The following is a 25,119-nucleotide window of genomic DNA, read 5'->3' on the forward strand; positions in this document are numbered from 1 at the left end:
CCGCTTCGCCGGTCGGAGACGGTTCCGTTACGGCGTACACTGTGCCGTGCACACCGATTGAGCTGAAGGAAGATTTCGATGAAAAAAACGATCCGCATCGCGTCGCTGGCGCTGGCCGTCACGATGGCGACGCTTGGCTGCACCGCGCAGGCCGACCAGACCACCGACAAGCTGAAGGCCACGCTGCAAGCCCGTCTCGGCAACGATGCGCCGATCAAGAGCGTGTCGAAATCGCCGGTCGCCGGCCTTTACGAAGTGAACCTCGGCTCGCAGATCATCTATAGCGACGCGGCGGGCGACTACGTGCTGCTCGGCGATCTCGTCGACACCAAGACGCACAAGAACCTGACCGACGCACGCCTGTCCGAAATCAACAAGATCGACTTCGCGAGCCTGCCGTTCGCGAACGCGATCAAGGTCGTCAAGGGCAACGGCGCCCGCAAGATCGCGGTGTTCTCCGATCCGAACTGCCCGTATTGCAAGAAGCTCGAGACGACGCTGCAGTCGGTCGACAACGTCACCGTCTACACGTTCCTGTACCCGGTGCTGTCGCCGGACTCGACCTTGAAGTCGAAGGCGATCTGGTGCGCGACCGACCGTGCGAAGACGTGGGAAGGCTGGATGCTCGACCACCGCACCCCGTCCGGCGCCGGCACCTGCGATACCACCGCGCTCGACAAGAACCTCGCGCTCGGGCGCGGGATGAACGTCACGGGCACGCCGACGATCTTCCTGCCGGACGGCCGCCGCCTGCCGGGCGCGGTCTCGGCCGACCAGCTCAATCAGGCGCTCGCCTCGAGCAAGTAACCGACTGCACGCCGGGCACATGGCCCGGCGAGCGAGGGGCGCCCGCATGATCTGCCGGCGCCTCTCTTCGTTTTTGCCGCCGTATTCGACCGACCGATTGCCACGATGACCCAGCCGATCCGCTATTCGATTGTCCCGAAAGATCTTGCCGCGCACCTGTTCGAAGTATCGGTGACGGTCGCCGATCCCGATCCCGAAGGCCAGCGCTTCTCGCTGCCGGTGTGGATTCCGGGCAGCTACCTCGTGCGCGAGTTCGCGCGCAACATCGTGACGCTCGGTGCGTTCAACGACGCGGGTCGCAAGGTGCGCATCGCGAAGACCGACAAGCACACGTGGCAGGCCGCGCCCGTGACCGGCGCGCTGACGCTGCGCTACGACGTGTACGCATGGGACCTGTCGGTGCGCTCCGCGTATCTCGACGAATCGGGCGGCTTCTTCAACGCGACGGCCGTGTTCCTGAGCGTCGCCGGCCGCGAGGCCGCGCCGTGCGAGGTCGATATCGCGAAACCGGCCGGCGCGGCGTTCCGCACGTGGCGCGTCGGCACCGCGCTGCCCGAAGCGCGCGGCACGAAGCGCTACGGTTTCGGCGCGTATCGCGCCGCGAACTACGATGAGCTTTCCGACCATCCGGTGACGATCGGCGAATTCGCGCTCGCGACCTTCGACGCGCATGGCGTGCCGCACGACATCGTGATCGCCGGGCGCGTGACGCAGCTCGACATGGAGCGGCTGCGCACCGACCTGAAGCGCGTGTGCGAAGCGCAGATCGCGCTGTTCGAGCCGAAGTCGAAGAAGGCGCCGATGGACCGCTACGTGTTCATGACGCTCGCGGTCAGCGACGGCTACGGCGGCCTCGAGCATCGTGCGTCGACCGCGCTGATCTGCAACCGCACCGACCTGCCGGTGAAGGGGCGGCCGGAAACGACGGAAGGCTATCGCACCTATCTCGGTCTTTGCAGCCACGAGTACTTCCACACGTGGAACGTGAAGCGCATCAAGCCCGCGGCGTTCGTGCCGTACGACCTGACGCGCGAGAACTACACGTCGCTGCTGTGGCTGTTCGAGGGTTTCACGTCGTATTACGACGACCTGATGCTGGTGCGCAGCGGGCTGATGTCGCAGGACGAATATTTCGCGGCACTGGGCCGGACGATCGGCGGTGTGCTGCGCGGCACGGGCCGGCTCAAGCAGAGCGTCGCGGAAAGCTCGTTCGACGCGTGGATCAAGTACTACCGCCAGGACGAGAATGCGACCAACGCGATCGTCAGCTATTACACGAAGGGTTCGCTCGTCGCGCTCGCGTTCGATCTCGCGATCCGCGCGCAGACGCGCAACCGGAAGTCGCTCGACGACGTGATGCGTCTGCTGTGGCAGCGCTACGGCCGCGACTTCTACCGCGGCAAGCAGGCGGGCGTCGAGGAGAACGAAGTCGACGCACTGATCGAGGAAGCGACGGGCGTCGCGCTCGGCCGCCTGTTCACCGATGCCGTGCACGGCACGCGCGACCTGCCGCTCGCCGAGCTGTTCGCGCCGTTCGGTGTGACGCTGGCGCCCGATGTCGCGAACGGCGCGGCCGCGAAGCCGACGATCGGTGCGCGTCTGCGCGGCGGCACGGACTGCACGTTCGCGGCGGTCTACGAAGGGGGGGCCGCGCATCGCGCGGGGCTGTCTGCCGGCGATACGCTGATCGCGGTCGACGGGCTGCGCGTGACGGGCACGAACCTCGATGCGCTGCTCGCGCGCTACCGGCCGGGCGACAAGGTCGAGGTGCACGCATTCCGCCGCGACGAGCTGCGTACCGCGAAACTGAAGCTCGACGGCCCGGAAGTCACGCGCTACCGGCTGACGGCGGCCGCGAAGCCGGCCGCGGTCTCCAGGGCCCGGGAAACCTGGCTGAAGGGGTGAACGTAAGAAGACGGGTATCGGGGCGCGATCACGGATTGTTCTGCTGCTGCAACAATCCGTCGCCCTGAACCCGCTTTTTCACGGTCATGCGGCCACGCACAATGGCGTCACTCGCGCTACCGAAGCGCAACCCCACCGGAGCCTGACATGACGACCATTCTGCAAATCAATTCCGCTGCGCGTTCGCAAGGTGCGCAATCCACGCTGCTGGCCAACGAACTGACGGCAAAGCTGCAACAATCGAACCCCGGCGCGAAGGTCGTGGTTCGCGACCTGCTGGCCGATGCGCTGCCGCACCTCGACGAATCGGTGCTCGGCGCGTTCTTCACGCCGGCCGACAAGCGCACCGCGGAGCAGAATGCGATCGTCGCGAAGAGCGATGCACTGATCGCCGAGCTGCAAGCCGCCGACGTCATCGTGATCGGCGCCCCGATGTACAACTTCGGCATCTCGTCGCAACTGAAGACGTACTTCGACTGGATCGCCCGTGCCGGCGTCACGTTCCGCTACACCGAGAACGGTCCGGAAGGCCTGATCAAGGGCAAGAAGGTTCACGTCGTGACGGCCCGCGGCGGCAAGTACGCCGGTACGCCGAACGACAGCCAGACGCCGTACCTGCGCACCTTCCTCGGCTTCATCGGCCTGACCGACGTGAGCTTCATCTTCGCCGAAGGCCTGAATCTCGGCCCGGATGCGCAGAGTGCCGCGCTCGCGAGCGCGCGCGAAGCGATCGCCGCCGCGTAAGGAAGGCCGCCGCGGGTGCGACGCACCTGCTGCCTCTGCGTCGCCCGAAAAAAACGCCGCGTTCCCGAAAGGGGCGCGGCGTTTTTGCGTGCTTGCCGGCACGAAGGAACCGGCAGCGCGTCAAGCGAGCGTTTCGGCGACTTCCGGCAGGCGCCAGTCGATCGGCTCGCGGCCCGCATCGACCAGATAATCGTTCGCGAGCGCGAAATGGCGGCAGCCGAGGAAGCCGCGGTGCGCGGATAGCGGCGACGGATGCGGCGCCTCGAGCACGCAATGCGCGCTCGCGTCGAACAGCGCGCGCTTCGCCTGCGCGTGTGCGCCCCACAGCATGAACACGAGCCCGCGATGACGGCCGGCGAGTTCGCGGATCAGCGTGTCCGTGCATTGCTCCCAGCCGCGCTTCGCATGGCTGGCGGCCGCGCCGCGCTCGACCGTCAGCACGGTGTTGAGCAGCAGCACGCCCTGGCGCGCCCATGTGTCGAGACAGCCGTGGCGCGGCGTGTCGTGACCGAAGTTCGCGGCGATTTCCTTGAAGATGTTGCGCAGCGACGGCGGCGTGCGGACGGCCGGCGGCACCGAGAACGCGAGGCCGTGCGCCTGCGGCGTGCCGCGATCGTCGCCATGGTACGGATCCTGGCCGAGGATCACGACTTTCACGTCGTCGGGGCTCGTCAGGCGCAGCGCGCGGAACACGTCGGTCGGGTAGACCGTCTTGCCGGCTGCGCGCTCGTCGTCGACGAAGCGGCACAGCGGCGCGTACGCGTCGCTGTCGGTGAACGGCTTCAGCACGTCGCGCCAGACGGCCGGCAGCGCGTCGAATTGCGCGGCGAGATGCGGAACGTCGGCGGCGGCGGGCTGCGGTGCCGCCGCGGCGGGGGCCGGTGCCGCGGTTTTCTTCGCGGGTTTGCGCTCGGCCGCGGGCGGCTTGGAAGCCGCGGACGGTATATCGGCCGGTGCCGTTTCCGGCACGGGATCGTCGAACAGCGACGCCTGTTGCGGCGCGCGGGAAGTCTTGCGGGTTGCCATGCGTGATGCGTGTTTATTGCGCGCGCAGCCGGTAGCCGCGCTGCGCCTTGCTGATGTTTTCGGGAGCGAGGCCCGGCAGCGCCTGCTGCAGTTCGGCGGCAAGCGTCGAGAGCGCCGCTTCCGGGCCGTCGATCAGTTCGAGTTCGATTTCGCTGATCGGTTCGCGGCGCGTTTCGTGTTCCGCCTGGACGACGATCTCGCCGAGGTCCACCGCGGCCTCGACGGTCGCACCGCCGATCGCGACGCGCCACAGCGTACGCGAAAAATCCGTGCGGAACAGCGCATGCAGCGCGCCGGCCGCATTATTCAGCGCGGCGGCCGCTTCCGGCACGTCGCAGGCCGCGACGAGCGCGTCGATCTCGAGCGCGTCGCCGGCGACCGGCAGTTCCCATTCGTGGCGGCGATGCAGGCCGCCTTCCGCACTGCCGACCGTCTTGAAGGTCTGCAGCCAGCCGTGCGGCGTGCGACGCACGCGCACCGCGCTCTTCGAGCGCGCCAGCGCGAGATCGGGTGTGTCGTAGTAGACGTTCGCGAGCGTGACGTCGCGGCCGGGTTCGCCGGTCAGCGTCTCGAAGAAGCGTCGCGCGGCGTCGGCCTGACCGGCCGGCAGCGCGAGCTTGATTTCCTTTTCGATCGCCATCAGAAGAACATCCGCGCGAGTTCCTCGCCCGGCTGCTCGGCGCGCATGAACGCTTCGCCGACGAGGAACGTGTTCACGTTCGCCGCGCGCATCGTGTCGACGTCGGTGCGCGACAGGATGCCCGATTCGGTCACGACGATGCGGTCCGCCGGAATCATGTCGAGCATGTCGAGCGTGGTCTGGATCGACGTCTCGAACGTGCGCAGGTTGCGGTTGTTGATGCCGAGCAGCGGTGTCTTGAGCGTCAGCGCCTGTTCCATCTCGTTGCGGTCGTGCACTTCGACCAGCACCGCGAGGCCGAGCGAGTGCGCATACGCCTCGAGGTCCTGCATCAGCGGCGTATCGAGCGCGGCGGCGATCAGCAGGATCGCGTCGGCGCCCATCGCGCGGGCTTCGACGATCTGGTACGCGTCGACGATGAAGTCCTTGCGCAGCACCGGCAGCGTGCAGGCCGCGCGTGCCTCTTCGAGGTAGCGGACGCCGCCCTGGAAGAATTGCTCGTCGGTCAGCACCGACAGGCACGCGGCGCCGTGCGCCGCATACGAGCGTGCGATGTCGGCCGGCACGAAGTGCTCGCGCAGCACGCCCTTCGACGGGCTGGCCTTCTTGATTTCGGCGATTACCGCGGCGTCGCCGGCCGCGTGCTTCGCACGCAGCGCGCCGACGAAGTCGCGCAGGTCGCGCGCGGAGGCGTCCAGCTTCAGTGCCTCGAGCGGCGTGCTGCGCATGGCCGCCGCGATTTCTTCGCGCTTGACGGCGATGATTCGGTCGAGAATGTCGCTCATGGGGATTCCTGCTTGATTCGTAAGGGGAGTCAGCGCTTGAACTGCTGCGTGAAGCGCACGAGTTCGTCGACTTTCGCGCGCGCCTTGCCGCTCGCGATCGCTTCGCGGGCGAGCTGGATGCCGTCCGCGATCGATTCGGCGACGTTCGCCGCATACAGCGCGGTGCCCGCGTTCAGCGTGACGATCTCGCGCGCGACGCCCGGCTGGTTGTCCAGCGCGCCGAGCAGCATCGTGCGCGACTCGTCGGCATTTTCCACCTTCAGCGTGCGGTTCGACACCATCTGCAGGCCGAAATCCTCCGGATGGATCTCGTATTCGTGCACCTTGCCGTCGCGCAATTCGCCGACGAGCGTCGCGGCGCCGAGCGACACCTCGTCCATCCCGTCCTTGCCGTATACGACGAGCACGTGCTGCGCGCCGAGGCGCTGCATCACGCGCACCTGGATACCGACGAGGTCGGGGTGGAACACGCCCATCAGCTGGTTCGGCGCGCCGGCCGGATTGGTCAGCGGGCCGAGGATGTTGAAGATCGTGCGCACGCCGAGTTCGCGCCGCACGGCCGCGATGTTCTTCATCGCCGGGTGATGGTTCGGCGCGAACATGAAGCCCATGCCCGTTTCGGCGATCGACGCGGCGACCTGCTCCGACTGCAGGTCGATGTTCACGCCGAGCGCCTCGAGCACGTCGGCGCTGCCGGACTTGCTCGACACGCCGCGGTTGCCGTGCTTCGCGACCTTCGCGCCGGCCGCGGCCGTGACGAACATCGACGCGGTCGAGATGTTGAACGTATGCGAGCCGTCGCCGCCGGTGCCGACGATGTCGACGAAGTTCGAGTTGTCCTGCACCTCGACATGGTTCGCGAATTCGCGCATCACGGTCGCGGCGGCGGCGATCTCGCCGATCGTCTCCTTCTTCACGCGCAATCCGGTGATGATCGCCGCGGCCATCACCGGCGACATGTCGCCGCGCATGATGAGCCGCATCAGGTGCAGCATCTCGTCGTGGAAGATTTCGCGGTGCTCGATCGTGCGCTGCAGCGCTTCCTGCGGAGTAATCGTCATCGTGGGGCTCCCGTCACGCAGCCTGTGCAGCCGCGGCGCGGGCCTGCTTCAGGAAATTCTCGAGCAGCGCATGGCCGTGCTCGGACAGGATCGATTCCGGATGGAACTGCACGCCTTCGACCGGCAGCGTCTTGTGGCGCACGCCCATGATTTCGCCGTCGTCGGTCCAGGCGGACACTTCGAGGCAGTCCGGCAGCGATTCGCGCTCGATCGCGAGCGAGTGGTAGCGCGTGACGTCGAAATGCTTCGGCAGGTCGGCGAACACGCCGCGGCAATCGGTTTCGATCCGGCTCACCTTGCCGTGCATGATGGTCTTCGCGCGCACCACGCGGCCGCCGAATGCCTCGCCGATCGCCTGGTGGCCGAGACACACGCCGAGGATCGGTTTCTTGCCGGCGAACTCGCGCAGCACGTCGAGCGTGATGCCCGCATGTTGCGGATTGCTCGGGCCCGGCGACAGGCAGATCGCGTCGGGATCCAGGCGCGCGATCTCGTCGAGCGTGATTTCGTCGTTGCGGTAGGTACGCACGTCCTCGCCGAGTTCACCGAAGTACTGGACCAGGTTGTAGGTAAACGAGTCGTAGTTGTCGATCATGAGCAGCATGGTCAGTCTCCGGTCAGAAGTCGCTATCGAGGCCGTCCTGGACCTGTTCGGCCGCACGCAGCACCGCGCGCGCCTTGTTCTCGGTCTCTTGCCATTCGGATTCGGGTACCGAATCCGCGACGACGCCGGCCGCCGCTTGTACATACAGGTTGCCGTTGTGGATCAGCCCCGTGCGGATCGCGATCGCGAGATCCATCTCGCCCGAGAACGACAGGTAGCCGACCGCGCCGCCGTACAGCCCGCGCTTGACCGGCTCGAGCTCGTCGATCAGTTCCATCGCGCGCACCTTCGGCGCGCCGGACAGCGTGCCGGCCGGGAACGTCGCGCGCAGCACGTCGTAGTTCGTCATGCCGGGCTTCAGCTTGCCTTCGACCGAGCTGACGATATGCTGCACGTGCGAGTACTTCTCGATGACCATCTTGTCGGTCACCTGCACCGAGCCGATTTCGGCAATACGGCCGACATCGTTGCGCGCGAGGTCGATCAGCATCACGTGCTCGGCGATCTCCTTCGGATCGTTGAGCAGCTCGGTCGCGAGTTCCGCATCGCGCTCGGGCGTGTTGCCGCGCGGGCGCGTGCCGGCGAGCGGGCGGATCGTGACGATCTGATCCTCGCCGCGCTTTTCCTGGCGCACGAGGATTTCCGGCGACGCACCCACCACGTGGAAATCGCCGAAGTTGTAGTAATACATGTACGGCGACGGGTTCAGCGAACGCAGCGCGCGATACAGCGACAGCGGATTGTCGCGGTACGGCTTCGTCAGCCGCTGGCCGACCTGGATCTGCATCAGTTCGCCGGCCGCGATGTATTCCTTCGCCTGGCGCACGGCGGCCAGATAGTCGTCCTTCTTGAACTCGCGGAACGTCTCGGTGCGCACGCTGGCCGACGTGACGGGCGGCTGCACGGTCGTGCGCAGGCGCTGCTTCAGCTCGCGCAGGCGCTGTTTCGCCTTTGCGTAGGCTTCGGGCTGGCCCGGGTCCGCGTAGATGATCAGGTACAGCTTGCCGGCGAGGTTGTCGATGACCGCGACTTCCTCGGTCAGCAGCAGCTGGATGTCGGGCAGGCCGAGATCGTCGCGCGGCGCGGTGTTCGCGAGCTTCTTCTCTATATAGCGCACCGCGTCGTAACCGAAGTAGCCGGCGAGACCGCCGCAGAAGCGCGGCAGGCCCGGGCGCTGCGCGACCTTGAAACGCGCCTGGAACGATTCGATGAACTGGAACGGGTCGCCGTCGTGCGTCTCGACGACCTGGCCGTCGCGCACGACTTCCGATACGCCGTTGCGGGTGCGGATGAGCGTGCGGGCCGGCAGGCCGATGAACGAGTAGCGGCCGAAGCGTTCGCCGCCGACCACGGATTCCAGCAGGAACGAGTTGGCGCCCGCGCGTTCGGGCTGGGCCAGCTTCAGGTAGAGGGACAGCGGCGTTTCGAGATCGGCAAGGGCTTCCGCGATCAGCGGGATGCGGTTGTAGCCTTCGTTCGCGAGCGATTGGAATTCGAGTTCGGTCATGTTCCGGTCCTGTTCGGGACGAGCGGCGCGTGCGCCAGGGATCACTTGACGCTGCGCGGGTTGCCGTCGGCGAAAGGGCGGTCGATCGAGAAGTGCCTGTTGCCGGCCGGCATTCCGGGCGTGAACGTCGCGAGCCTGCGGCCGATCCTGAACGCAAGCGTTCGGACGCGGTGGAACTCGAGGTGGTGCGACGATCGGCGCGCGGATGCGCAGCGAGATAAAAAACGGCGCTGAAGACGTGCTTCAGCGTACCTCATCGAAGAGGTTAGCGCGACCAGCGACGCCAGGGCCAGGCTCCCCGGTCGATGCTGCTCAGACTCCGTTTTTTATTCAGAAACATGCGGATGGAAGAAATAATCAGACGGTTGGCCGGCCGGCGTTGTGCGCGGAAATTGCGCGAGCCGCGACCAGCAACGAATCGACTATACCATCCGAATTTATCGTTTGTATAGCTTTGCCGTGGTTGTAGCCGTACGGCACCGTCAGCGTCGCCATTCCGGCCGCGCGGCCGGCCAGCGCGTCGTTTTCCGAGTCGCCGATCGCGACCGCCGCGTCCGGCGGGACGCCGAGCGCGTCGCAGGCCGTCAGCATCGGCAGCGGATCGGGCTTCTTGCGTGCGACGCTGTCGCCGCCGAGCACGATGCCGAAGCAATCGGCCAGCCCGTATTGTTCGAGCAGCTCGACCGCGAAGCGGTGCGGCTTGTTCGTCACGCACGCGAGCCGGATCCCGGCCGCGCGCAGCGCGTCGAGGCCGGCGGCCACTTCCGGATAGAGGCGCGCATGGCGGCCGTTGATCTTCGCGTATTCGGTCTGGTAGATCGCCAGCGCGTCGTCGAAGCGCGCGTGCGCTTCGTCGGCCGGGAAGCGCGGCTTCAGCACGCTCTGGATCAGGTGTTCGGAGCCCTTGCCGACGTAGCCGATCACCTCGTCGCGCGACGTGGCCGGCGCGCCGAGCCGCGCGAGCATCCCGTTCAGGCCGGCCGTGAAATCGTCGGCCGTGTCGACCATCGTGCCGTCGAGGTCGATCAGCGCGGCTTCGATACGCGGCGCGGCAAAGCGGATCGGGGCGGCGTGCGTGGCGTCCGCGGTGGCCCCGGCCGGCGCGTGGCCGGCAAGCGACGAATCGGCCACGGCGTCAGCTCCGCTCGACGGTGGCGAGCGCGGCGCGCATCTCGTCGATCACCTTGCGGTAGTCGGGCTTGCCGAAGATCGCCGAACCCGCGACGAACGTGTCGGCGCCGGCCGCAGCGATTTCCGCGATGTTGTCGGCCTTCACGCCGCCGTCGACCTCGAGCAGGATCTCGCGGCCCGTGCGCTCGGTGTACGCGTCGATGCGCGCGCGTGCTTCGCGCAGCTTGTTCAGCGTTTCCGGAATGAACGACTGGCCGCCGAAGCCCGGGTTGACCGACATCAGCAGCACGAAGTCGAGGCGGTCCATCACGTGGTCGAGGTAGTTCAGCGGCGTGGCCGGGTTGAACACGAGGCCGGCCTTGCAGCCGTGGTCGCGGATCAGCGACAGCGTGCGGTCGATGTGATCGGAGCCTTCCGGGTGGAAGCTGATCAGGTTCGCACCGGCCTTCGCGAAATCGGGCACGATCCGGTCGACCGGGCGCACCATCAGGTGCACGTCGATCGGCACCTGCACGTGCGGGCGGATCGCTTCGCACACGAGCGGGCCGATCGTCAGGTTCGGCACATAATGGTTGTCCATCACGTCGAAGTGGATCCAGTCGGCGCCGGCGGCGGCGACGTTGCGGACTTCTTCGCCGAGCCGTGCGAAATCGGCCGACAGGATGCTGGGAGCGATACGGAATTGGGTCATGGCAGGGGAGCGGGGACGTTGCGGCGCAAAACCGTCATTCTACCGTCCGGCGACCCGGTGCGCGGCGGCGGGCCGTGCGGCCGAGGCCCGATTGCGCATAGAATGCCGAACCAATGCGGCGCGCCCGCGGCCCCGTTGCCCATGCCGGCACGGACAGTCACCTTCCACCGGAAACATCATGAGTCAGTATCAGTTCACCGTTTCGGTGAAAACCAGCTACCTGCCGGAACAATCCGACCCCGATCACCGTCAATACGCATTCGCGTACACGCTGACGATCCGCAACACGGGACAGGTCGCGGCGCAGCTGATCGCGCGTCACTGGATCATCACGGACAGCGAGAACCACGTGCAGGAAGTGAAGGGGCTCGGCGTCGTCGGGCACCAGCCGCTGCTGCAGCCGGGCGAACACTTCGAATACACGAGCTGGGCCGTGATCGCGACGCCGGTCGGCACGATGCGGGGCGCGTACTTCTGCGTGGCGGAAGACGGCGAGCGGTTCGAGGCGCCGGTCGACGAGTTCGCACTGCACATGCCGCGCACGCTGCATTGAGCGTGCGAAGCGCGTCAGCGCGGCTGGCGGTCGTTGTTGCCGCGGGCGTGCTTCTTTCTGCCCGACGACGTCCACACGACGATGAAGATCAGCAGGGCAAGCGCTACGAAGGCTTCGAGCGCGAAGATGAGCATCGGATATTGGTCGAGAAAATCTGACATGGCGGTTTCCATCAAGAACGGACATTGTATGTGGTTTGGGCCCCGGTTGGCCGGGTGGGTGGCAGCGGCCGCGGCGGCGGCGCTGCTTGCCGCGTGCGGCAGCGCACCGACGCGGACGTCGTCGCTGAAGCCGCCGACCGGCGCGGCGATCGTGCCGGGGCAGGTCGCCGCGAAGCGGCTCACGCCGGTCGCGTGGCAGCAGGTGCCGGGCTGGCAGGACGATTCGCTGATCGGCGCGACGGCCGCGCTGCGGCAGAACTGCGTGCGGCTCGCGCGCCAGCCGGCCTGGGCGCGCGCGTGCGCGGCCGCCGACCGGCTCGACGAGCTCGACGTCGGCAGCGCGCGCACTTTCTTCGAAACGTATTTCACGCCGTTCCAGCTCGCGAACACCGACGGGACGCTCGACGGGCTCGTGACCGGTTATTACGAGCCGCTGCTGCACGGTTCGCGCGTGCGCCGCGGCCCGTATCAGTACGCGCTCTATCGCTGGCCGGCCGGCTATCGCGCGGGGGCCGCGCTGCCGGCACGCGCGCAGCTCGAGCGCGCCGGGATCCTGAACGGCAACGAACTCGTGTGGGTCGACGATCCGATCGAGGCCTTCTTCCTGCAGGTGCAGGGCTCGGGGCGCGTGCTGCTCGACGACGGTTCGGTGATGCGGGTCGGCTTCGGCGGCACCAACAACCAGCCGTACCGTTCGATCGGCAAGTGGCTGCTCGATCGCGGCGAACTGACGCCCGCCCAGGCGACGATGCAGGGCATCAAGGCATGGGCGAAGGCGAACCCGACCCGCGTCGACGCGTTGCTCGACACGAATCCGCGGTTCGTGTTCTTCCGCGACATGCCGACCAAGGAAGATGCGCCGCACGGCGGCGCGGACGGCCCGATCGGCGCGCTTGGCGTGCCGCTGACGCCGGAGCGTTCGATCGCGGTCGACCCGTCGGCGATTCCGCTCGGCACGCCCGTGTTCCTGCAGACTACGCGTCCGCTGACGAATACGCCGATGAACCGGCTCGTGTTCGCGCAGGATACGGGTTCGGCGATCAAGGGCGGCGTGCGGGCCGACTATTTCTGGGGGCTCGGCGACGACGCGGGCGATCAGGCCGGCCGGATGAAGCAGGTCGGCCGGATGTGGCTGCTGTTCCCGAATTCGTGATGCGCAGCGGCGCGGTTGTTCCAGGCGGAATGCCCCACGTGACGTGACTTGACGGGCCGTGCCCCGGGACAAAACAGTCCGACCGGCTCTGGCCGATTCGGACTGTTTCTTTTGGGGCGGCGCGATGACCGCTCCGCGTCGCTGACCGGCGGCGTCCGGTGTTATCCCTTGCGCTTGTCGACGACGCGGCGTGCCTTGCCGACCGAGCGCTCGATCCCGTTCACGGGCAGCACGTTGATCACGGCCGTCACGCCGATCAGCGACTTGATGTCGTGCGCGAGCGCCTGTTTTGCCGCGTGGATCGCCGCCGTATCGGGTGCGGAGTCGGGGCAGGGCTCGACGTTGAGCGTCAGCACGTCGAGCGGGCCTTCCTTCGTCAGCACGATCTGATAGTGCGGCGCGAGCGCGCGCTGCTTGAGCAACTGCTCCTCGATTTGCGTCGGGAATACGTTGACGCCGCGCACGATCATCATGTCGTCCGAGCGGCCGGTGATCTTCTCCATCCGGCGCATCGTGCGGGCGGTGCCGGGCAACAGGCGCGTGAGATCGCGGGTGCGATAGCGGATGATCGGCAGCGCTTCCTTCGTCAGTGACGTGAACACGAGTTCGCCGAGCTCGCCGTCCGGCAGTACTTCGCCGGTTTCCGGGTCGATGATTTCCGGATAGAAATGGTCTTCCCAGATGGTCGGGCCGTCCTTGGTCTCGACGCATTCGGACGCGACACCGGGCCCCATCACTTCCGACAGCCCGTAGATGTCGACCGCGTCGATGCCCATTCGCTGTTCGATCGCGACGCGCATGTCGTTGGTCCAGGGCTCCGCGCCGAAGATACCGATGCGCAGCGAGCTCTGCACGGGATCGAGGCCCTGGCGTTCGATTTCGTCTGCGATCGACAGCATGTAGCTCGGCGTCACCATGATGATGTCGGGCCGGAAATCCTGGATCAGCTGCACCTGCTTTTCGGTCTGGCCGCCGCCGAACGGGATCACGGTCAGCCCTGCGCGTTCGGCGCCGTAATGCGCGCCGAGCCCGCCCGTGAACAGGCCGTAGCCGTAGCTGACGTGTACCTTGTCGCCGCGGCGTGCACCGGCGGCGCGGATCGAACGCGCGACGAGGTTCGCCCACGTGTCGATGTCGCCGGCCGTATAGCCGACGACCGTCGGCTTGCCGGTCGTGCCCGATGACGCGTGGATGCGCGAGATCCGGTCCTGCGGTACCGCGAACATCCCGAACGGGTAGCTGTCGCGCAGATCGCCCTTCGTCGTGAACGGGAAGCGCGACAGGTCGGCGAGCGTCTTCAGGTCGTCCGGATGCACGCCCGCGTCGTCGAACTTGCGACGATAGACGGGCGAGTGGTCATACGCATGCCGGAGCGACCACTTGAGGCGTTCGAGCTGCAGTGCGATCAGCTCGTCGCGTGAGGCGGTCTCGATCGGCTCGAGCGGTAGCGGGGTAGTCATGCCTGTCTCCAGTGTTTGTTATGTGCGGGCCGTCGGCGTCAGCGGTCTTCCGGGATGACCGTGCCCTTGATCTGGGCGGATTTGCCGCGAAACATCGCGACCGTTTCACCGGTCTGGTTCGTGACGCGGATGTCGTAGATGCCGTGGCGGCCGGCGCGCGCCTGTTCGATCGCCTCGGCCGTCAGCACGTCGTCGCCGTGCACCGGGCGCAGGAATTCGATCGAGCAGCCGGCCGCGACCGTGTTCAGGTTGTACGAGTTGCACGCGAATGCGAAGGTCGAATCGGCGAGCGTGAAGATGATCCCGCCGTGGCAGGTCTGGTGTCCGTTCAGGAATTCGGGCCGCACGCGCATCCGCAGGCGGGCGTAGCCGGCGCGAACTTCGGCGATTTCCATGCCGAACGCGCGGCTGCAGGCGTCGGCTTCGTACATGGCCTGCGCCGTGGCGCGGGCCAGCGAATCGGGGTCGAGCGTGGGGGTGGCGTGCGTCATGTCAACGCCCCTCGAAGCGCGGTGAGCGCTTCTCGATGAACGCCGTCACGCCTTCCGCATAGTCGTGCGACTGGCCGAGCTTGCGTTGAAGGTCGCGTTCCAGGTCGAGCTGCTGGTCGAGCGTGTTCGTGACGCCGTCGCGCATCGATTGCTTGATCGATGCGATCGCGAGCGTCGGCTGTTGCGCGAGCTGGGTGGCGAGCTGACGGACCGTCGCGACGAGTGCGTCGTCGTCGACCGCACGCCAGATCAAGCCCCATTGCTCGGCCTGCTCGGCGCCGAGCTTGTCGCCGGTCAGCGCGAGCCCCAGCGCGCGAGCCATGCCGACGCGCTGCGGCAGGAACCACGTGCCGCCCGAATCCGGCACGAGCCCGATCTTGACGAAGGCCTGGATGAAACTGCTCGAGCGGGCGGCAAACACGAGATCGCATGCGAGGGCGAGATTCGCGCCGGCGCCGGCCGCCGTGCCGTTGACGGCGGCGATCACCGGAATCGGCAAGCGCTGCAGGCGGCGGATCAGCGGATTGAAGTGCTCGTCGATCAGCGTGCCGAGGTCGGTGGACGCGCCCGGCGTGAAGTCGAGGTCGGCCAGATCCTGGCCCGCGCAGAAGCCGCGCCCCGCCCCTGTCAGAATCAGCGCGCGCGCGCCGGCCGCTTCGACTTCATCGAGTGCCGACTGCAGTTCGCGATGCATCGCCCGCGTGAAGCTGTTCAGCTTGTCGGGGCGGTTGAGGGTGATCGTGGCCACGCGCGCGGCCTGATCGATATCCAGCTGAATCGCCTGATAGGACATGCAGTGTCTCCTTCATGACTTCGTTATAGGCGCGCGGCGGGGCGGTTACACGCGTTCGATCGCGAGGGCGATGCCCTGGCCGACGCCGATGCACATCGTACAGAGCGCAAAGCGGCCGCCCGTACGTTCGAGTTGATGGAGCGCCGTGGTCACGAGCCGGGCCCCCGAAGCGCCGAGCGGATGGCCCAGCGCAATCGCGCCCCCGTTCGGGTTCACGCGCGGATCGTCGTCGGCGACACCGAGCATGCGCAGCACCGCGAGGCCCTGCGACGCGAACGCCTCGTTCAGTTCGATCACGTCGAACTGGTCGATGGTCATGCCGAGCTGACGCAGCAGCTTTTGCGTGGCCGGCGCGGGGCCGATGCCCATCACGCGGGGTTCCACACCGGCGGTTGCCATGCCGACGACGCGCGCGCGGCGGCGCAGCCCATACTGGTCGGCTGCCTGCGCATTGGCGAGCAGCAGCGCGCACGCGCCGTCGTTGACGCCCGACGCGTTGCCGGCCGTGACGGAGCCGTCCGGACGCACGACACCCTTCAGCTTCGCAAGCGCCTCGAGCGACGTCTCGCGCGGATGTTCGTCGCGCGACACGACGATAGCGTCGCCTTTCTTCTGCGCGATCGTGACCGAGACGATTTCGTCGGCGAGCGTGCCGTCCTGCTGCGCACGCGCGGCCTTCTGCTGGCTGCGCAGCGCGAACAGGTCCTGATCCGCGCGGCTGACGTGGTAGTCGACCGCGACGTTCTCGGCCGTTTCCGGCATCGAGTCGACGCCATGCAGCTGCTTCATCAGCGGATTGACGAAACGCCAGCCGATCGTCGTATCGAAGATGTCGGCCTGGCGCGCGAATGCGCTCGCGGCCTTGCCCATCACGAACGGCGCGCGCGTCATGCTCTCGACGCCGCCGGCGATCATCAGGCGCGCTTCGCCCGACTTGATCGCGCGCGCGGCCGTGCCGACCGCGTCCATTCCGGAGCCGCACAGGCGGTTCAGCGTCGTGCCCGGCACGGCGGTCGGCAGGCCCGCGAGCAGCGCCGACATGCGTGCGACGTTGCGGTTGTCCTCGCCGGCCTGGTTCGCGCAGCCGTAGATCACGTCGTCGATCGCCGTCCAGTCGACGTCGCGGTTGCGCTCGACGAGCGCCTTGAGCGGCACCGCGCCGAGGTCGTCGGCGCGGACGTCTTTCAGGGCGCCGCCGTAGCGGCCGATGGGGGTGCGAATCGCGTCGCAGATGTAGGCGTCTGTCATGGGCGTATCGATGAGCAACGAACCCGCCGGGTGGCGGATTCGTTCATGGTAGAGAACGTGGCGGCGTTTGCACGTCGGCCATTCGGGTTATGCCGTCTGGCCGGCTTCCGCGGGGACTGCTTTCGGGGCAACATGGACGCGGCTTTGCACCACGCGGAAGCGGTTGGCGACGAACGCCGGGTCGGCCAGCGCCGCGTTAGCCGCCGGGTTCGCACCGGTGCCGTGGAAATCGGAGAACGCGGCCGACTGGTTGACGAATACGCCGCCCGTCAGGTTGATCGACAGCGCGACACCGCCGCGTACCGCCGCGTCGTGCGCGGCCTCGACGATCGCGTCGTCGGTGCTGTAGACGGAGAGCGTCAGTGCGCCATGTTCCGCCGCGATTTCACCGGCGAGGTCGAGCGACTGAGCGGTCGAGTCGGTCGCGATCACGAACGAGATCGGGCCGAACCATTCCTGCGTGAATTTGGCGCGATCGGCCACGTCGAGCTGCAGTACGAGCGGCGTACGCACGCGGGCGTCAGGGAAGACCGGATGCTGGAGGGTCTGGCTGTCGGCGAGCACGCGGCCGAGCTGGCGGGCGTCGTCGATGCGCGCGGTCACGCCTTCGTTCTGGATCGCGCCGATCAGTTCGACCGCGCGTGCCGGGTCGCCGGTGAGTTTTTGGACGGAAACGGCGATGGCCTGTGCGACCTCGTCGAAGCTCGCATGACCGTCGGCCGTCCGGATCCCGTCGCGCGGCACGTAGATATTTTGCGGCGCCGTGCACATCTGGCCGGAATACAGCGCCAGCGAGAACGCGATGTTCCTGGCGGCGGCCTTCAGGTCGTCGGTCGAGTCGATCACGATCTGGTTGACGCCCGCCTTTTCGGTATAGACCTGTGCCTGGTGGGCATGGCGTTCGAGCCACGTGCCGTTCTGTGTGCTGCCGGTAAAGTCGATCAGCTTGATCTCGGGGCGCAGCGCGAGGTCCTGGACGAGGGCGCCGTCGTTGGGCTCGGTCGCGAGGAGCGTGACGACGTTCGGATCGAGTCCGGCCTCGCGCAGTACGTCGCGGGCGATCCGGACCGTGATCGCGAGCGGCAGGATCGCACCCGGATGCGGTTTGACGATCACGGTGTTGCCGGTTGCCAGGTCGGCGAACAGGCCCGGGTAGCCGTTCCAGGTCGGGAACGTGCAGCAGCCGAGCACGAGCCCCGTGCCGCGCGGGACGATCGTGTAGCGCTTGTGCATCGCGAGCGGCGGGTTCTTGCCTTGCGGTTTTTCCCAGTGCGCGTCGGCGGGGATGCGGCGCAGTTCGTCCCATGCATAGGCGACGGCCTCGAGCGCGCGATCCTGCGCGTGCGGGCCACCGGCCTGGAACGCCATCATGAATGCCTGCCCGGTGGTGTGCATCACGCTGTAAGCGATCTCGAAGCTTGCGCGGTTCAGGCGCGCGAGAATCTCGAGGCTGACGCCGATCCATGCGCTCGGGCCGGCTTCGCGCCACGTGCGTTGCGCGGCGGCCGCGGCGGCGATCAGTGCGTCGGGCGTCGATTTCGGATACCGGATGCCGAGCGCGATGCCATAGGGCGACTGCTCGGCACCGACCGTTTCGCCGGACGCCGGCTGGTCGAGTTCGAACGTTTTGTCGAGGTGGGACTTGAATGCGGCCTCGCCATCGGCGTTCGCGCTTTCCCCGTACACTTTGGGGCTCGGCATTTCGGCGAACGGGCTCCAGTACCCGCGGCTCTCGATGGCGGCGAGTGCGTGCTTCAGCGTGTCTTCGTGCTTCGTGAACAGTGCATGGGTCATGGCGGCGGCCTGATGGACATTGAGAGGGGTTGGATCGATTAATTAACCGACCGGTTGGTCGGAGAATGGTAGCATCAAACTATTCGCATGTGCGAGGCGTTTCTCATTTCATTGATCGAGGAGAAATAGATGGCTTACGAGAACATCCTGGTGGAGACCCGGGGGCGTGTCGGGCTGGTTACGCTGAACCGTCCGAAGGCGTTGAATGCGCTGAACGATGCGCTGATGGATGAGTTGGGCGCCGCGCTGAAGGCGTTCGATGCGGATGACGGCATCGGCGCGATCGTCGTGACGGGGAGCGAGAAGGCATTCGCGGCCGGTGCGGATATCGGCATGATGGCGACCTACTCCTATATGGATGTTTATCGGGGCGACTACATCACGCGCAACTGGGAGACGGTCCGCGAGATCCGCAAGCCGATCATTGCGGCGGTTTCGGGCTTCGCGCTGGGAGGCGGCTGCGAGCTTGCGATGATGTGCGACATCATCTTTGCGGCGGATACGGCCAAGTTCGGTCAGCCGGAGATCAAGCTGGGCATCATGCCGGGCGCTGGCGGTACGCAGCGGCTGCCGCGCGCGGTGTCGAAAGCGAAGGCGATGGACATGTGTCTGACGGCACGCTTCATGGACGCCGCCGAAGCCGAGCGGGCCGGGCTCGTGTCGCGCGTGCTGCCGGCCGACAAGTTGCTCGACGAGGCGCTTGCCGCCGCGGCGACGATCGCCGAGTTCTCGCTGCCGGCGGTCATGATGGTCAAGGAGTCGGTGAACCGCGCGTACGAGACGACGCTGGCCGAGGGCGTCCACTTCGAGCGTCGGCTGTTCCATTCGCTGTTCGCGACCGAAGACCAGAAGGAAGGGATGGCGGCCTTCGTCGAGAAGCGGAAGCCGGAGTTCAAGAACCGCTGATCGGGTGCTGCCACGCGCGGTGTCCGACGGCCTGTTGGGCGCCTGTTGTCAGCACGGCCGGTCGTCGCCCGTCGAACCCCCAGCCCCCGTGCGCGGCAGCGCACGGGGGCTTTTTCAAACTTTTTTCACAAAGGGCTTGCGTGGGCGGCGCGAGGTGCATAGAATCACGCCTCTTTCGCGCTCACGGAAACGCGGCGCGGAAGGAAGGGAAGCAGTGCGGTTGGGGCTTGGCAGGAACGGCCTCGGCGGTACGGAAGTTGAGCCCCGCGGTCGCAACGACGTAGTGCAAAAAGTTGTTGACGAGCTGCGAAACACGGTTCATAATCTCGCTTCTCTGCTGCTGAAAACGCAGCGCTGCCGGGAAACACGATGTTCCTCGCAGATTGCTCTTTAAAAATTAACAGCCGATAAGTGTGGGCGCTTGATGACAGCGAGCTGATCCTCGGATCAGATAGCGAAAGTATCAAGAGTCTCACACTAAAGTAAGTCAGGTTTATGAAGTGATTCATATTCCTGTCAGCTTTGAGTGAGCGACCGGTTCTTAACCGAACCGAAAACAGTAACAGGTTTGAACTGAAGAGTTTGATCCTGGCTCAGATTGAACGCTGGCGGCATGCCTTACACATGCAAGTCGAACGGCAGCACGGGTGCTTGCACCTGGTGGCGAGTGGCGAACGGGTGAGTAATACATCGGAACATGTCCTGTAGTGGGGGATAGCCCGGCGAAAGCCGGATTAATACCGCATACGATCTTTGGATGAAAGCGGGGGACCTTCGGGCCTCGCGCTATAGGGTTGGCCGATGGCTGATTAGCTAGTTGGTGGGGTAAAGGCCTACCAAGGCGACGATCAGTAGCTGGTCTGAGAGGACGACCAGCCACACTGGGACTGAGACACGGCCCAGACTCCTACGGGAGGCAGCAGTGGGGAATTTTGGACAATGGGCGAAAGCCTGATCCAGCAATGCCGCGTGTGTGAAGAAGGCCTTCGGGTTGTAAAGCACTTTTGTCCGGAAAGAAATCCTTGGCTCTAATACAGTCGGGGGATGACGGTACCGGAAGAATAAGCACCGGCTAACTACGTGCCAGCAGCCGCGGTAATACGTAGGGTGCAAGCGTTAATCGGAATTACTGGGCGTAAAGCGTGCGCAGGCGGTTTGCTAAGACCGATGTGAAATCCCCGGGCTCAACCTGGGAACTGCATTGGTGACTGGCAGGCTAGAGTATGGCAGAGGGGGGTAGAATTCCACGTGTAGCAGTGAAATGCGTAGAGATGTGGAGGAATACCGATGGCGAAGGCAGCCCCCTGGGCCAATACTGACGCTCATGCACGAAAGCGTGGGGAGCAAACAGGATTAGATACCCTGGTAGTCCACGCCCTAAACGATGTCAACTAGTTGTTGGGGATTCATTTCCTTAGTAACGTAGCTAACGCGTGAAGTTGACCGCCTGGGGAGTACGGTCGCAAGATTAAAACTCAAAGGAATTGACGGGGACCCGCACAAGCGGTGGATGATGTGGATTAATTCGATGCAACGCGAAAAACCTTACCTACCCTTGACATGGTCGGAATCCTGCTGAGAGGTGGGAGTGCTCGAAAGAGAACCGGCGCACAGGTGCTGCATGGCTGTCGTCAGCTCGTGTCGTGAGATGTTGGGTTAAGTCCCGCAACGAGCGCAACCCTTGTCCTTAGTTGCTACGCAAGAGCACTCTAAGGAGACTGCCGGTGACAAACCGGAGGAAGGTGGGGATGACGTCAAGTCCTCATGGCCCTTATGGGTAGGGCTTCACACGTCATACAATGGTCGGAACAGAGGGTTGCCAACCCGCGAGGGGGAGCTAATCCCAGAAAACCGATCGTAGTCCGGATTGCACTCTGCAACTCGAGTGCATGAAGCTGGAATCGCTAGTAATCGCGGATCAGCATGCCGCGGTGAATACGTTCCCGGGTCTTGTACACACCGCCCGTCACACCATGGGAGTGGGTTTTACCAGAAGTGGCTAGTCTAACCGCAAGGAGGACGGTCACCACGGTAGGATTCATGACTGGGGTGAAGTCGTAACAAGGTAGCCGTATCGGAAGGTGCGGCTGGATCACCTCCTTTCCAGAGCTTCTCGCAAAGTTGAGCGCTCACGCTTATCGGCTGTAAATTTAAAGACAGACTCAGGGGTCTGTAGCTCAGTCGGTTAGAGCACCGTCTTGATAAGGCGGGGGTCGTTGGTTCGAATCCAACCAGACCCACCATTGTCTGGCGGTAGGTACCTGAGGCATCTGTACTCATGGGGGCATAGCTCAGCTGGGAGAGCACCTGCTTTGCAAGCAGGGGGTCGTCGGTTCGATCCCGTCTGCCTCCACCAATCTTCAATGACAAGCGTTCGACTTGCGTCGAATCTTTGTCATTGGCGATTGAGCCAGTCAGAGGATATCAACAGATATCGGCTGTCGTTCTTTAACAATCTGGAAGAAGTAAGTAATTTGGATAGCGGAAGCGTCTCGAGATGGACGTGGAAACTATCCGGGTTGTGATTGTATCGATGTATCTCAAGATGATTCGAACTCTATGTTTGACTCAATTGGAATACGGCACAACGCGAGAACTCAACCTGTAGCGACTGTCGATGAGACAGACTCGTTATAGGGTCAAGCGAACAAGTGCATGTGGTGGATGCCTTGGCGATCACAGGCGATGAAGGACGCGGTAGCCTGCGAAAAGCTACGGGGAGCTGGCAAACGAGCTTTGATCCGTAGATGTCCGAATGGGGAAACCCGGCCCTTTTGGGTCATCCTGGACTGAATACATAGGTCCAGTGAAGCGAACGCGGTGAACTGAAACATCTAAGTAACCGCAGGAAAAGAAATCAACCGAGATTCCCAAAGTAGTGGCGAGCGAAATGGGATGAGCCTTGCACTCTTTATTTGTATTGTTAGCCGAACGCTCTGGAAAGTGCGGCCATAGCGGGTGATAGCCCCGTAGGCGAAAACAGTATGAAAGAACTAGGTGTGCGACAAGTAGGGCGGGACACGTGAAATCCTGTCTGAAGATGGGGGGACCATCCTCCAAGGCTAAATACTCGTGATCGACCGATAGTGAACCAGTACCGTGAGGGAAAGGCGAAAAGAACCCCGGGAGGGGAGTGAAATAGATCCTGAAACCGCATGCATACAAACAGTCGGAGCCTCGTAAGGGGTGACGGCGTACCTTTTGTATAATGGGTCAGCGACTTACGTTCAGTAGCAAGCTTAACCGTATAGGGCAGGCGTAGCGAAAGCGAGTCCGAATAGGGCGTTCAGTTGCTGGGCGTAGACCCGAAACCAGGTGATCTATCCATGGCCAGGATGAAGGTGCGGTAACACGTACTGGAGGTCCGAACCCACTAACGTTGAAAAGTTAGGGGATGAGCTGTGGATAGGGGTGAAAGGCTAAACAAACCTGGAAATAGCTGGTTCTCTCCGAAAACTATTTAGGTAGTGCCTCGTGTCTCACCTTCGGGGGTAGAGCACTGTCATGGTTGGGGGGTCTATTGCAGATTACCCCGCCATAGCAAACTCCGAATACCGAAGAGTGCAATCACGGGAGACAGACATCGGGTGCTAACGTCCGGTGTCAAGAGGGAAACAACCCAGACCGCCAGCTAAGGTCCCCAAATATAGCTAAGTGGGAAACGAAGTGGGAAGGCTAAAACAGTCAGGAGGTTGGCTTAGAAGCAGCCACCCTTTAAAGAAAGCGTAATAGCTCACTGATCGAGTCGTCCTGCGCGGAAGATGTAACGGGGCTAAGCTATATACCGAAGCTGCGGATGCGAGCTTTGCTCGCATGGTAGGAGAGCGTTCCGTAAGCCTGCGAAGGTGCGTTGAAAAGCGTGCTGGAGGTATCGGAAGTGCGAATGCTGACATGAGTAGCGATAAAGGGGGTGAAAGGCCCCCTCGCCGTAAGCCCAAGGTTTCCTACGCAACGTTCATCGGCGTAGGGTGAGTCGGCCCCTAAGGCGAGGCAGAAATGCGTAGCTGATGGGAAGCAGGTCAATATTCCTGCACCATTGTTAGATGCGATGGGGGGACGGATCGCGGAAGGTTGTCCGGGTGTTGGAAGTCCCGGTCGCTGCATTGGAGAAGGCACTTAGGCAAATCCGGGTGCGCAATTCAAGGGTGTGGCGCGAGCTCCTTAGGGAGCGAAGCAATTGGAAGTGGTTCCAAGAAAAGCCTCTAAGCTTCAGTCTAACGATGACCGTACCGCAAACCGACACAGGTGGGCGAGATGAGTATTCTAAGGCGCTTGAGAGAACTCGGGAGAAGGAACTCGGCAAATTGGTACCGTAACTTCGGGATAAGGTACGCCCTTGTAGCTTGACTGGCCTGCGCCAGGAGGGTGAAGGGGTTGCAATAAACTGGTGGCTGCGACTGTTTAATAAAAACACAGCACTCTGCAAACACGAAAGTGGACGTATAGGGTGTGACGCCTGCCCGGTGCCGGAAGATTAAATGATGGGGTGCAAGCTCTTGATTGAAGTCCCGGTAAACGGCGGCCGTAACTATAACGGTCCTAAGGTAGCGAAATTCCTTGTCGGGTAAGTTCCGACCTGCACGAATGGCGTAACGATGGCCACACTGTCTCCTCCCGAGACTCAGCGAAGTTGAAGTGTTTGTGATGATGCAATCTACCCGCGGCTAGACGGAAAGACCCCATGAACCTTTACTGTAGCTTTGCATTGGACTTTGAACCGATCTGTGTAGGATAGGTGGGAGGCTATGAAACCGGAACGCTAGTTTCGGTGGAGCCGTCCTTGAAATACCACCCTGGTTTGTTTGAGGTTCTAACCTTGGCCCGTGATCCGGGTCGGGGACAGTGCATGGTAGGCAGTTTGACTGGGGCGGTCTCCTCCCAAAGCGTAACGGAGGAGTACGAAGGTACGCTAGGTACGGTCGGAAATCGTGCTGATAGTGCAATGGCATAAGCGTGCTTAACTGCGAGACCGACAAGTCGAGCAGGTGCGAAAGCAGGTCATAGTGATCCGGTGGTTCTGTATGGAAGGGCCATCGCTCAACGGATAAAAGGTACTCTGGGGATAACAGGCTGATACCGCCCAAGAGTTCATATCGACGGCGGTGTTTGGCACCTCGATGTCGGCTCATCTCATCCTGGGGCTGTAGCCGGTCCCAAGGGTATGGCTGTTCGCCATTTAAAGAGGTACGTGAGCTGGGTTTAAAACGTCGTGAGACAGTTTGGTCCCTATCTGCCGTGGGCGTTGGATATTTGAAGGGGGCTGCTCCTAGTACGAGAGGACCGGAGTGGACGAACCTCTGGTGTACCGGTTGTCACGCCAGTGGCATCGCCGGGTAGCTATGTTCGGAAGAGATAACCGCTGAAAGCATCTAAGCGGGAAACTCGCCTTAAGATGAGATATCCCTGGGGACTAGATCCCCTTGAAGGGTCGTTCGAGACCAGGACGTTGATAGGTCAGGTGTGTAAGCGCAGTAATGCGTTCAGCTAACTGATACTAATTGCCCGTAAGGCTTGATCCTATAACAAGTCTGCCTTATGGATCGGCGCCGTGTGAAAGCACTGGCTGCAAGATCCAAAGCGACAAGTTGGATTCTCGTGTGTGATACACACAACTCAAAATTACTGCTTCTTCCAAGATTGGTTGCGCTGCGAAGCAACG

At 64.0% G+C, this 25,119-nt stretch carries 19 protein-coding genes, 2 tRNA genes and 2 rRNA genes; 10 read left to right on the plus strand and 13 right to left on the minus strand.

Going from position 1 to position 25,119, the window contains the following annotated elements; all coding sequences use genetic code 11:
- Positions 1-78 precede the first annotated feature (78 nt).
- The 3 genes from VXM69_RS21700 (at position 79) to VXM69_RS21710 (ending at position 3,456) form a co-directional block, all read left to right on the plus strand.
- Complete coding sequence (locus tag VXM69_RS21700; protein WP_367190151.1) at positions 79-807, plus strand: DsbC family protein; 729 nt, start codon at positions 79-81, stop codon at positions 805-807.
- Between the two features lie 105 nt (positions 808-912).
- Positions 913-2,712, plus strand: a complete 1,800-nt coding sequence (locus tag VXM69_RS21705) for a M61 family metallopeptidase (protein ID WP_059557505.1) — start codon at positions 913-915, stop codon at positions 2,710-2,712.
- Positions 2,713-2,859: 147 nt separating this feature from the next.
- Complete coding sequence (locus VXM69_RS21710; RefSeq protein ID WP_034187484.1) at positions 2,860-3,456, plus strand: NAD(P)H-dependent oxidoreductase; 597 nt, start codon at positions 2,860-2,862, stop codon at positions 3,454-3,456.
- A 120-nt stretch (positions 3,457-3,576) separates the two neighbouring features.
- Here the strand turns inward: VXM69_RS21710 and VXM69_RS21715 are convergent, their stop codons facing one another.
- From VXM69_RS21715 to rpe, 8 genes are all read right to left on the minus strand, one after another.
- A complete protein-coding gene (locus VXM69_RS21715; protein WP_367190152.1) occupies positions 3,577-4,482 on the minus strand; it encodes a uracil-DNA glycosylase in 906 nt (301 codons plus the stop codon).
- A 13-nt stretch (positions 4,483-4,495) separates the two neighbouring features.
- Complete coding sequence (locus VXM69_RS21720) at positions 4,496-5,122, minus strand: CYTH domain-containing protein (RefSeq protein WP_069705988.1); 627 nt, start codon at positions 5,120-5,122, stop codon at positions 4,496-4,498.
- Positions 5,122-5,907 carry an indole-3-glycerol phosphate synthase TrpC gene (gene trpC, locus VXM69_RS21725; protein WP_059557500.1) on the minus strand — a complete coding sequence of 262 codons (786 nt, stop codon included), beginning with the start codon at positions 5,905-5,907 and terminating at the stop codon, positions 5,122-5,124. The genes VXM69_RS21720 and trpC overlap by 1 nt, the downstream gene beginning before the upstream one ends.
- Positions 5,908-5,936: 29 nt before the next feature.
- Entirely contained in the window at positions 5,937-6,968 is a 1,032-nt protein-coding gene (trpD, locus tag VXM69_RS21730) for an anthranilate phosphoribosyltransferase (RefSeq protein ID WP_027788472.1), read from the minus strand.
- Positions 6,969-6,981: 13 nt separating this feature from the next.
- The gene (locus VXM69_RS21735) at positions 6,982-7,572 is read right to left on the minus strand and encodes an aminodeoxychorismate/anthranilate synthase component II (RefSeq protein ID WP_049030266.1); all 591 of its coding nucleotides are present in this window, start codon (positions 7,570-7,572) and stop codon (positions 6,982-6,984) included.
- A 13-nt stretch (positions 7,573-7,585) separates the two neighbouring features.
- Positions 7,586-9,079: an anthranilate synthase component I gene (gene trpE / locus VXM69_RS21740; RefSeq protein ID WP_034187479.1), complete on the minus strand. Its 1,494-nt coding sequence runs from the start codon at positions 9,077-9,079 to the stop codon at positions 7,586-7,588.
- A gap of 357 nt (positions 9,080-9,436) precedes the next feature.
- Positions 9,437-10,210, minus strand: coding sequence for a phosphoglycolate phosphatase (locus tag VXM69_RS21745; protein ID WP_034187477.1), 774 nt, complete (start codon positions 10,208-10,210; stop codon positions 9,437-9,439).
- A 4-nt stretch (positions 10,211-10,214) separates the two neighbouring features.
- Complete coding sequence (gene rpe, locus VXM69_RS21750; RefSeq protein WP_367190153.1) at positions 10,215-10,901, minus strand: ribulose-phosphate 3-epimerase; 687 nt, start codon at positions 10,899-10,901, stop codon at positions 10,215-10,217.
- Positions 10,902-11,079: 178 nt separating this feature from the next.
- Between rpe and apaG the strand changes: the two genes are divergently transcribed.
- Together apaG and VXM69_RS21760 are read left to right on the plus strand one after the other, a co-directional pair.
- Complete coding sequence (gene apaG / locus VXM69_RS21755) at positions 11,080-11,454, plus strand: Co2+/Mg2+ efflux protein ApaG (protein ID WP_034187476.1); 375 nt, start codon at positions 11,080-11,082, stop codon at positions 11,452-11,454.
- An 81-nt stretch (positions 11,455-11,535) separates the two neighbouring features.
- The gene (locus tag VXM69_RS21760; protein WP_034187532.1) at positions 11,536-12,768 is read left to right on the plus strand and encodes an MltA domain-containing protein; all 1,233 of its coding nucleotides are present in this window, start codon (positions 11,536-11,538) and stop codon (positions 12,766-12,768) included.
- Between the two features lie 161 nt (positions 12,769-12,929).
- Here the strand turns inward: VXM69_RS21760 and paaK are convergent, their stop codons facing one another.
- From paaK to paaN, 5 genes are all read right to left on the minus strand, one after another.
- Complete coding sequence (paaK, locus tag VXM69_RS21765; protein ID WP_034187475.1) at positions 12,930-14,228, minus strand: phenylacetate--CoA ligase PaaK; 1,299 nt, start codon at positions 14,226-14,228, stop codon at positions 12,930-12,932.
- 38 nt (positions 14,229-14,266) lie between these two features.
- A complete protein-coding gene (gene paaI, locus VXM69_RS21770; RefSeq protein WP_034187474.1) occupies positions 14,267-14,719 on the minus strand; it encodes a hydroxyphenylacetyl-CoA thioesterase PaaI in 453 nt (150 codons plus the stop codon).
- A gap of 1 nt (position 14,720) precedes the next feature.
- The gene (paaG, locus tag VXM69_RS21775) at positions 14,721-15,512 is read right to left on the minus strand and encodes a 2-(1,2-epoxy-1,2-dihydrophenyl)acetyl-CoA isomerase PaaG (RefSeq protein ID WP_367190154.1); all 792 of its coding nucleotides are present in this window, start codon (positions 15,510-15,512) and stop codon (positions 14,721-14,723) included.
- Positions 15,513-15,557: 45 nt separating this feature from the next.
- Positions 15,558-16,760 carry a 3-oxoadipyl-CoA thiolase gene (pcaF, locus tag VXM69_RS21780; RefSeq protein ID WP_069705985.1) on the minus strand — a complete coding sequence of 401 codons (1,203 nt, stop codon included), beginning with the start codon at positions 16,758-16,760 and terminating at the stop codon, positions 15,558-15,560.
- An 87-nt stretch (positions 16,761-16,847) separates the two neighbouring features.
- Positions 16,848-18,554, minus strand: coding sequence for a phenylacetic acid degradation protein PaaN (paaN, locus tag VXM69_RS21785; RefSeq protein ID WP_367190155.1), 1,707 nt, complete (start codon positions 18,552-18,554; stop codon positions 16,848-16,850).
- A gap of 129 nt (positions 18,555-18,683) precedes the next feature.
- Here paaN and VXM69_RS21790 point away from each other — a divergent pair, with 129 nt between their 5' ends.
- The 5 genes from VXM69_RS21790 to VXM69_RS21810 all read left to right on the plus strand — a co-directional run bounded on the left by VXM69_RS21790 (position 18,684) and on the right by VXM69_RS21810 (position 24,979).
- Positions 18,684-19,460 (plus strand): enoyl-CoA hydratase, encoded by a 777-nt coding sequence (locus tag VXM69_RS21790; RefSeq protein WP_034187470.1) that lies wholly within the window; start codon positions 18,684-18,686, stop codon positions 19,458-19,460.
- A 570-nt stretch (positions 19,461-20,030) separates the two neighbouring features.
- A 16S ribosomal RNA gene (locus VXM69_RS21795) occupies positions 20,031-21,563 on the plus strand.
- A gap of 63 nt (positions 21,564-21,626) precedes the next feature.
- A tRNA-Ile gene (locus VXM69_RS21800) sits at positions 21,627-21,703 on the plus strand.
- A gap of 37 nt (positions 21,704-21,740) precedes the next feature.
- Positions 21,741-21,816: transfer RNA gene (locus tag VXM69_RS21805), tRNA-Ala, on the plus strand.
- Positions 21,817-22,097: 281 nt separating this feature from the next.
- A 23S ribosomal RNA gene (locus VXM69_RS21810) occupies positions 22,098-24,979 on the plus strand.
- The 16S and 23S rRNA genes sit together here with 2 tRNA genes alongside, the layout of an rRNA operon.
- Positions 24,980-25,119 lie beyond the last annotated feature (140 nt).

The sequence above is a fragment of the Burkholderia sp. Ed8 genome (genome assembly GCF_040761425.1).
GTDB classification, from domain to species: domain Bacteria; phylum Pseudomonadota; class Gammaproteobacteria; order Burkholderiales; family Burkholderiaceae; genus Burkholderia; species Burkholderia seminalis.

Bases quoted from the DNA above. Each gene is read 5' to 3' on its own strand.
- VXM69_RS21700 (WP_367190151.1), top strand. From the start codon at position 79: ATGAAAAAAACGATCCGCATCGCGTCGCTGGCGCTGGCCGTCACGATG.
- VXM69_RS21705 (WP_059557505.1), top strand. From the start codon at position 913: ATGACCCAGCCGATCCGCTATTCGATTGTCCCGAAAGATCTTGCCGCG.
- VXM69_RS21710 (WP_034187484.1), top strand. From the start codon at position 2,860: ATGACGACCATTCTGCAAATCAATTCCGCTGCGCGTTCGCAAGGTGCG.
- VXM69_RS21715 (WP_367190152.1), bottom strand. From the start codon at position 4,482: ATGGCAACCCGCAAGACTTCCCGCGCGCCGCAACAGGCGTCGCTGTTC.
- VXM69_RS21720 (WP_069705988.1), bottom strand. From the start codon at position 5,122: ATGGCGATCGAAAAGGAAATCAAGCTCGCGCTGCCGGCCGGTCAGGCC.
- trpC (WP_059557500.1), bottom strand. From the start codon at position 5,907: ATGAGCGACATTCTCGACCGAATCATCGCCGTCAAGCGCGAAGAAATC.
- trpD (WP_027788472.1), bottom strand. From the start codon at position 6,968: ATGACGATTACTCCGCAGGAAGCGCTGCAGCGCACGATCGAGCACCGC.
- VXM69_RS21735 (WP_049030266.1), bottom strand. From the start codon at position 7,572: ATGCTGCTCATGATCGACAACTACGACTCGTTTACCTACAACCTGGTC.
- trpE (WP_034187479.1), bottom strand. From the start codon at position 9,079: ATGACCGAACTCGAATTCCAATCGCTCGCGAACGAAGGCTACAACCGC.
- rpe (WP_367190153.1), bottom strand. From the start codon at position 10,901: ATGACCCAATTCCGTATCGCTCCCAGCATCCTGTCGGCCGATTTCGCA.
- apaG (WP_034187476.1), top strand. From the start codon at position 11,080: ATGAGTCAGTATCAGTTCACCGTTTCGGTGAAAACCAGCTACCTGCCG.
- VXM69_RS21760 (WP_034187532.1), top strand. From the start codon at position 11,536: ATGAAGATCAGCAGGGCAAGCGCTACGAAGGCTTCGAGCGCGAAGATG.
- paaK (WP_034187475.1), bottom strand. From the start codon at position 14,228: ATGACTACCCCGCTACCGCTCGAGCCGATCGAGACCGCCTCACGCGAC.
- paaI (WP_034187474.1), bottom strand. From the start codon at position 14,719: ATGACGCACGCCACCCCCACGCTCGACCCCGATTCGCTGGCCCGCGCC.
- paaG (WP_367190154.1), bottom strand. From the start codon at position 15,512: ATGTCCTATCAGGCGATTCAGCTGGATATCGATCAGGCCGCGCGCGTG.
- pcaF (WP_069705985.1), bottom strand. From the start codon at position 16,760: ATGACAGACGCCTACATCTGCGACGCGATTCGCACCCCCATCGGCCGC.
- paaN (WP_367190155.1), bottom strand. From the start codon at position 18,554: ATGACCCATGCACTGTTCACGAAGCACGAAGACACGCTGAAGCACGCA.
- VXM69_RS21790 (WP_034187470.1), top strand. From the start codon at position 18,684: ATGGCTTACGAGAACATCCTGGTGGAGACCCGGGGGCGTGTCGGGCTG.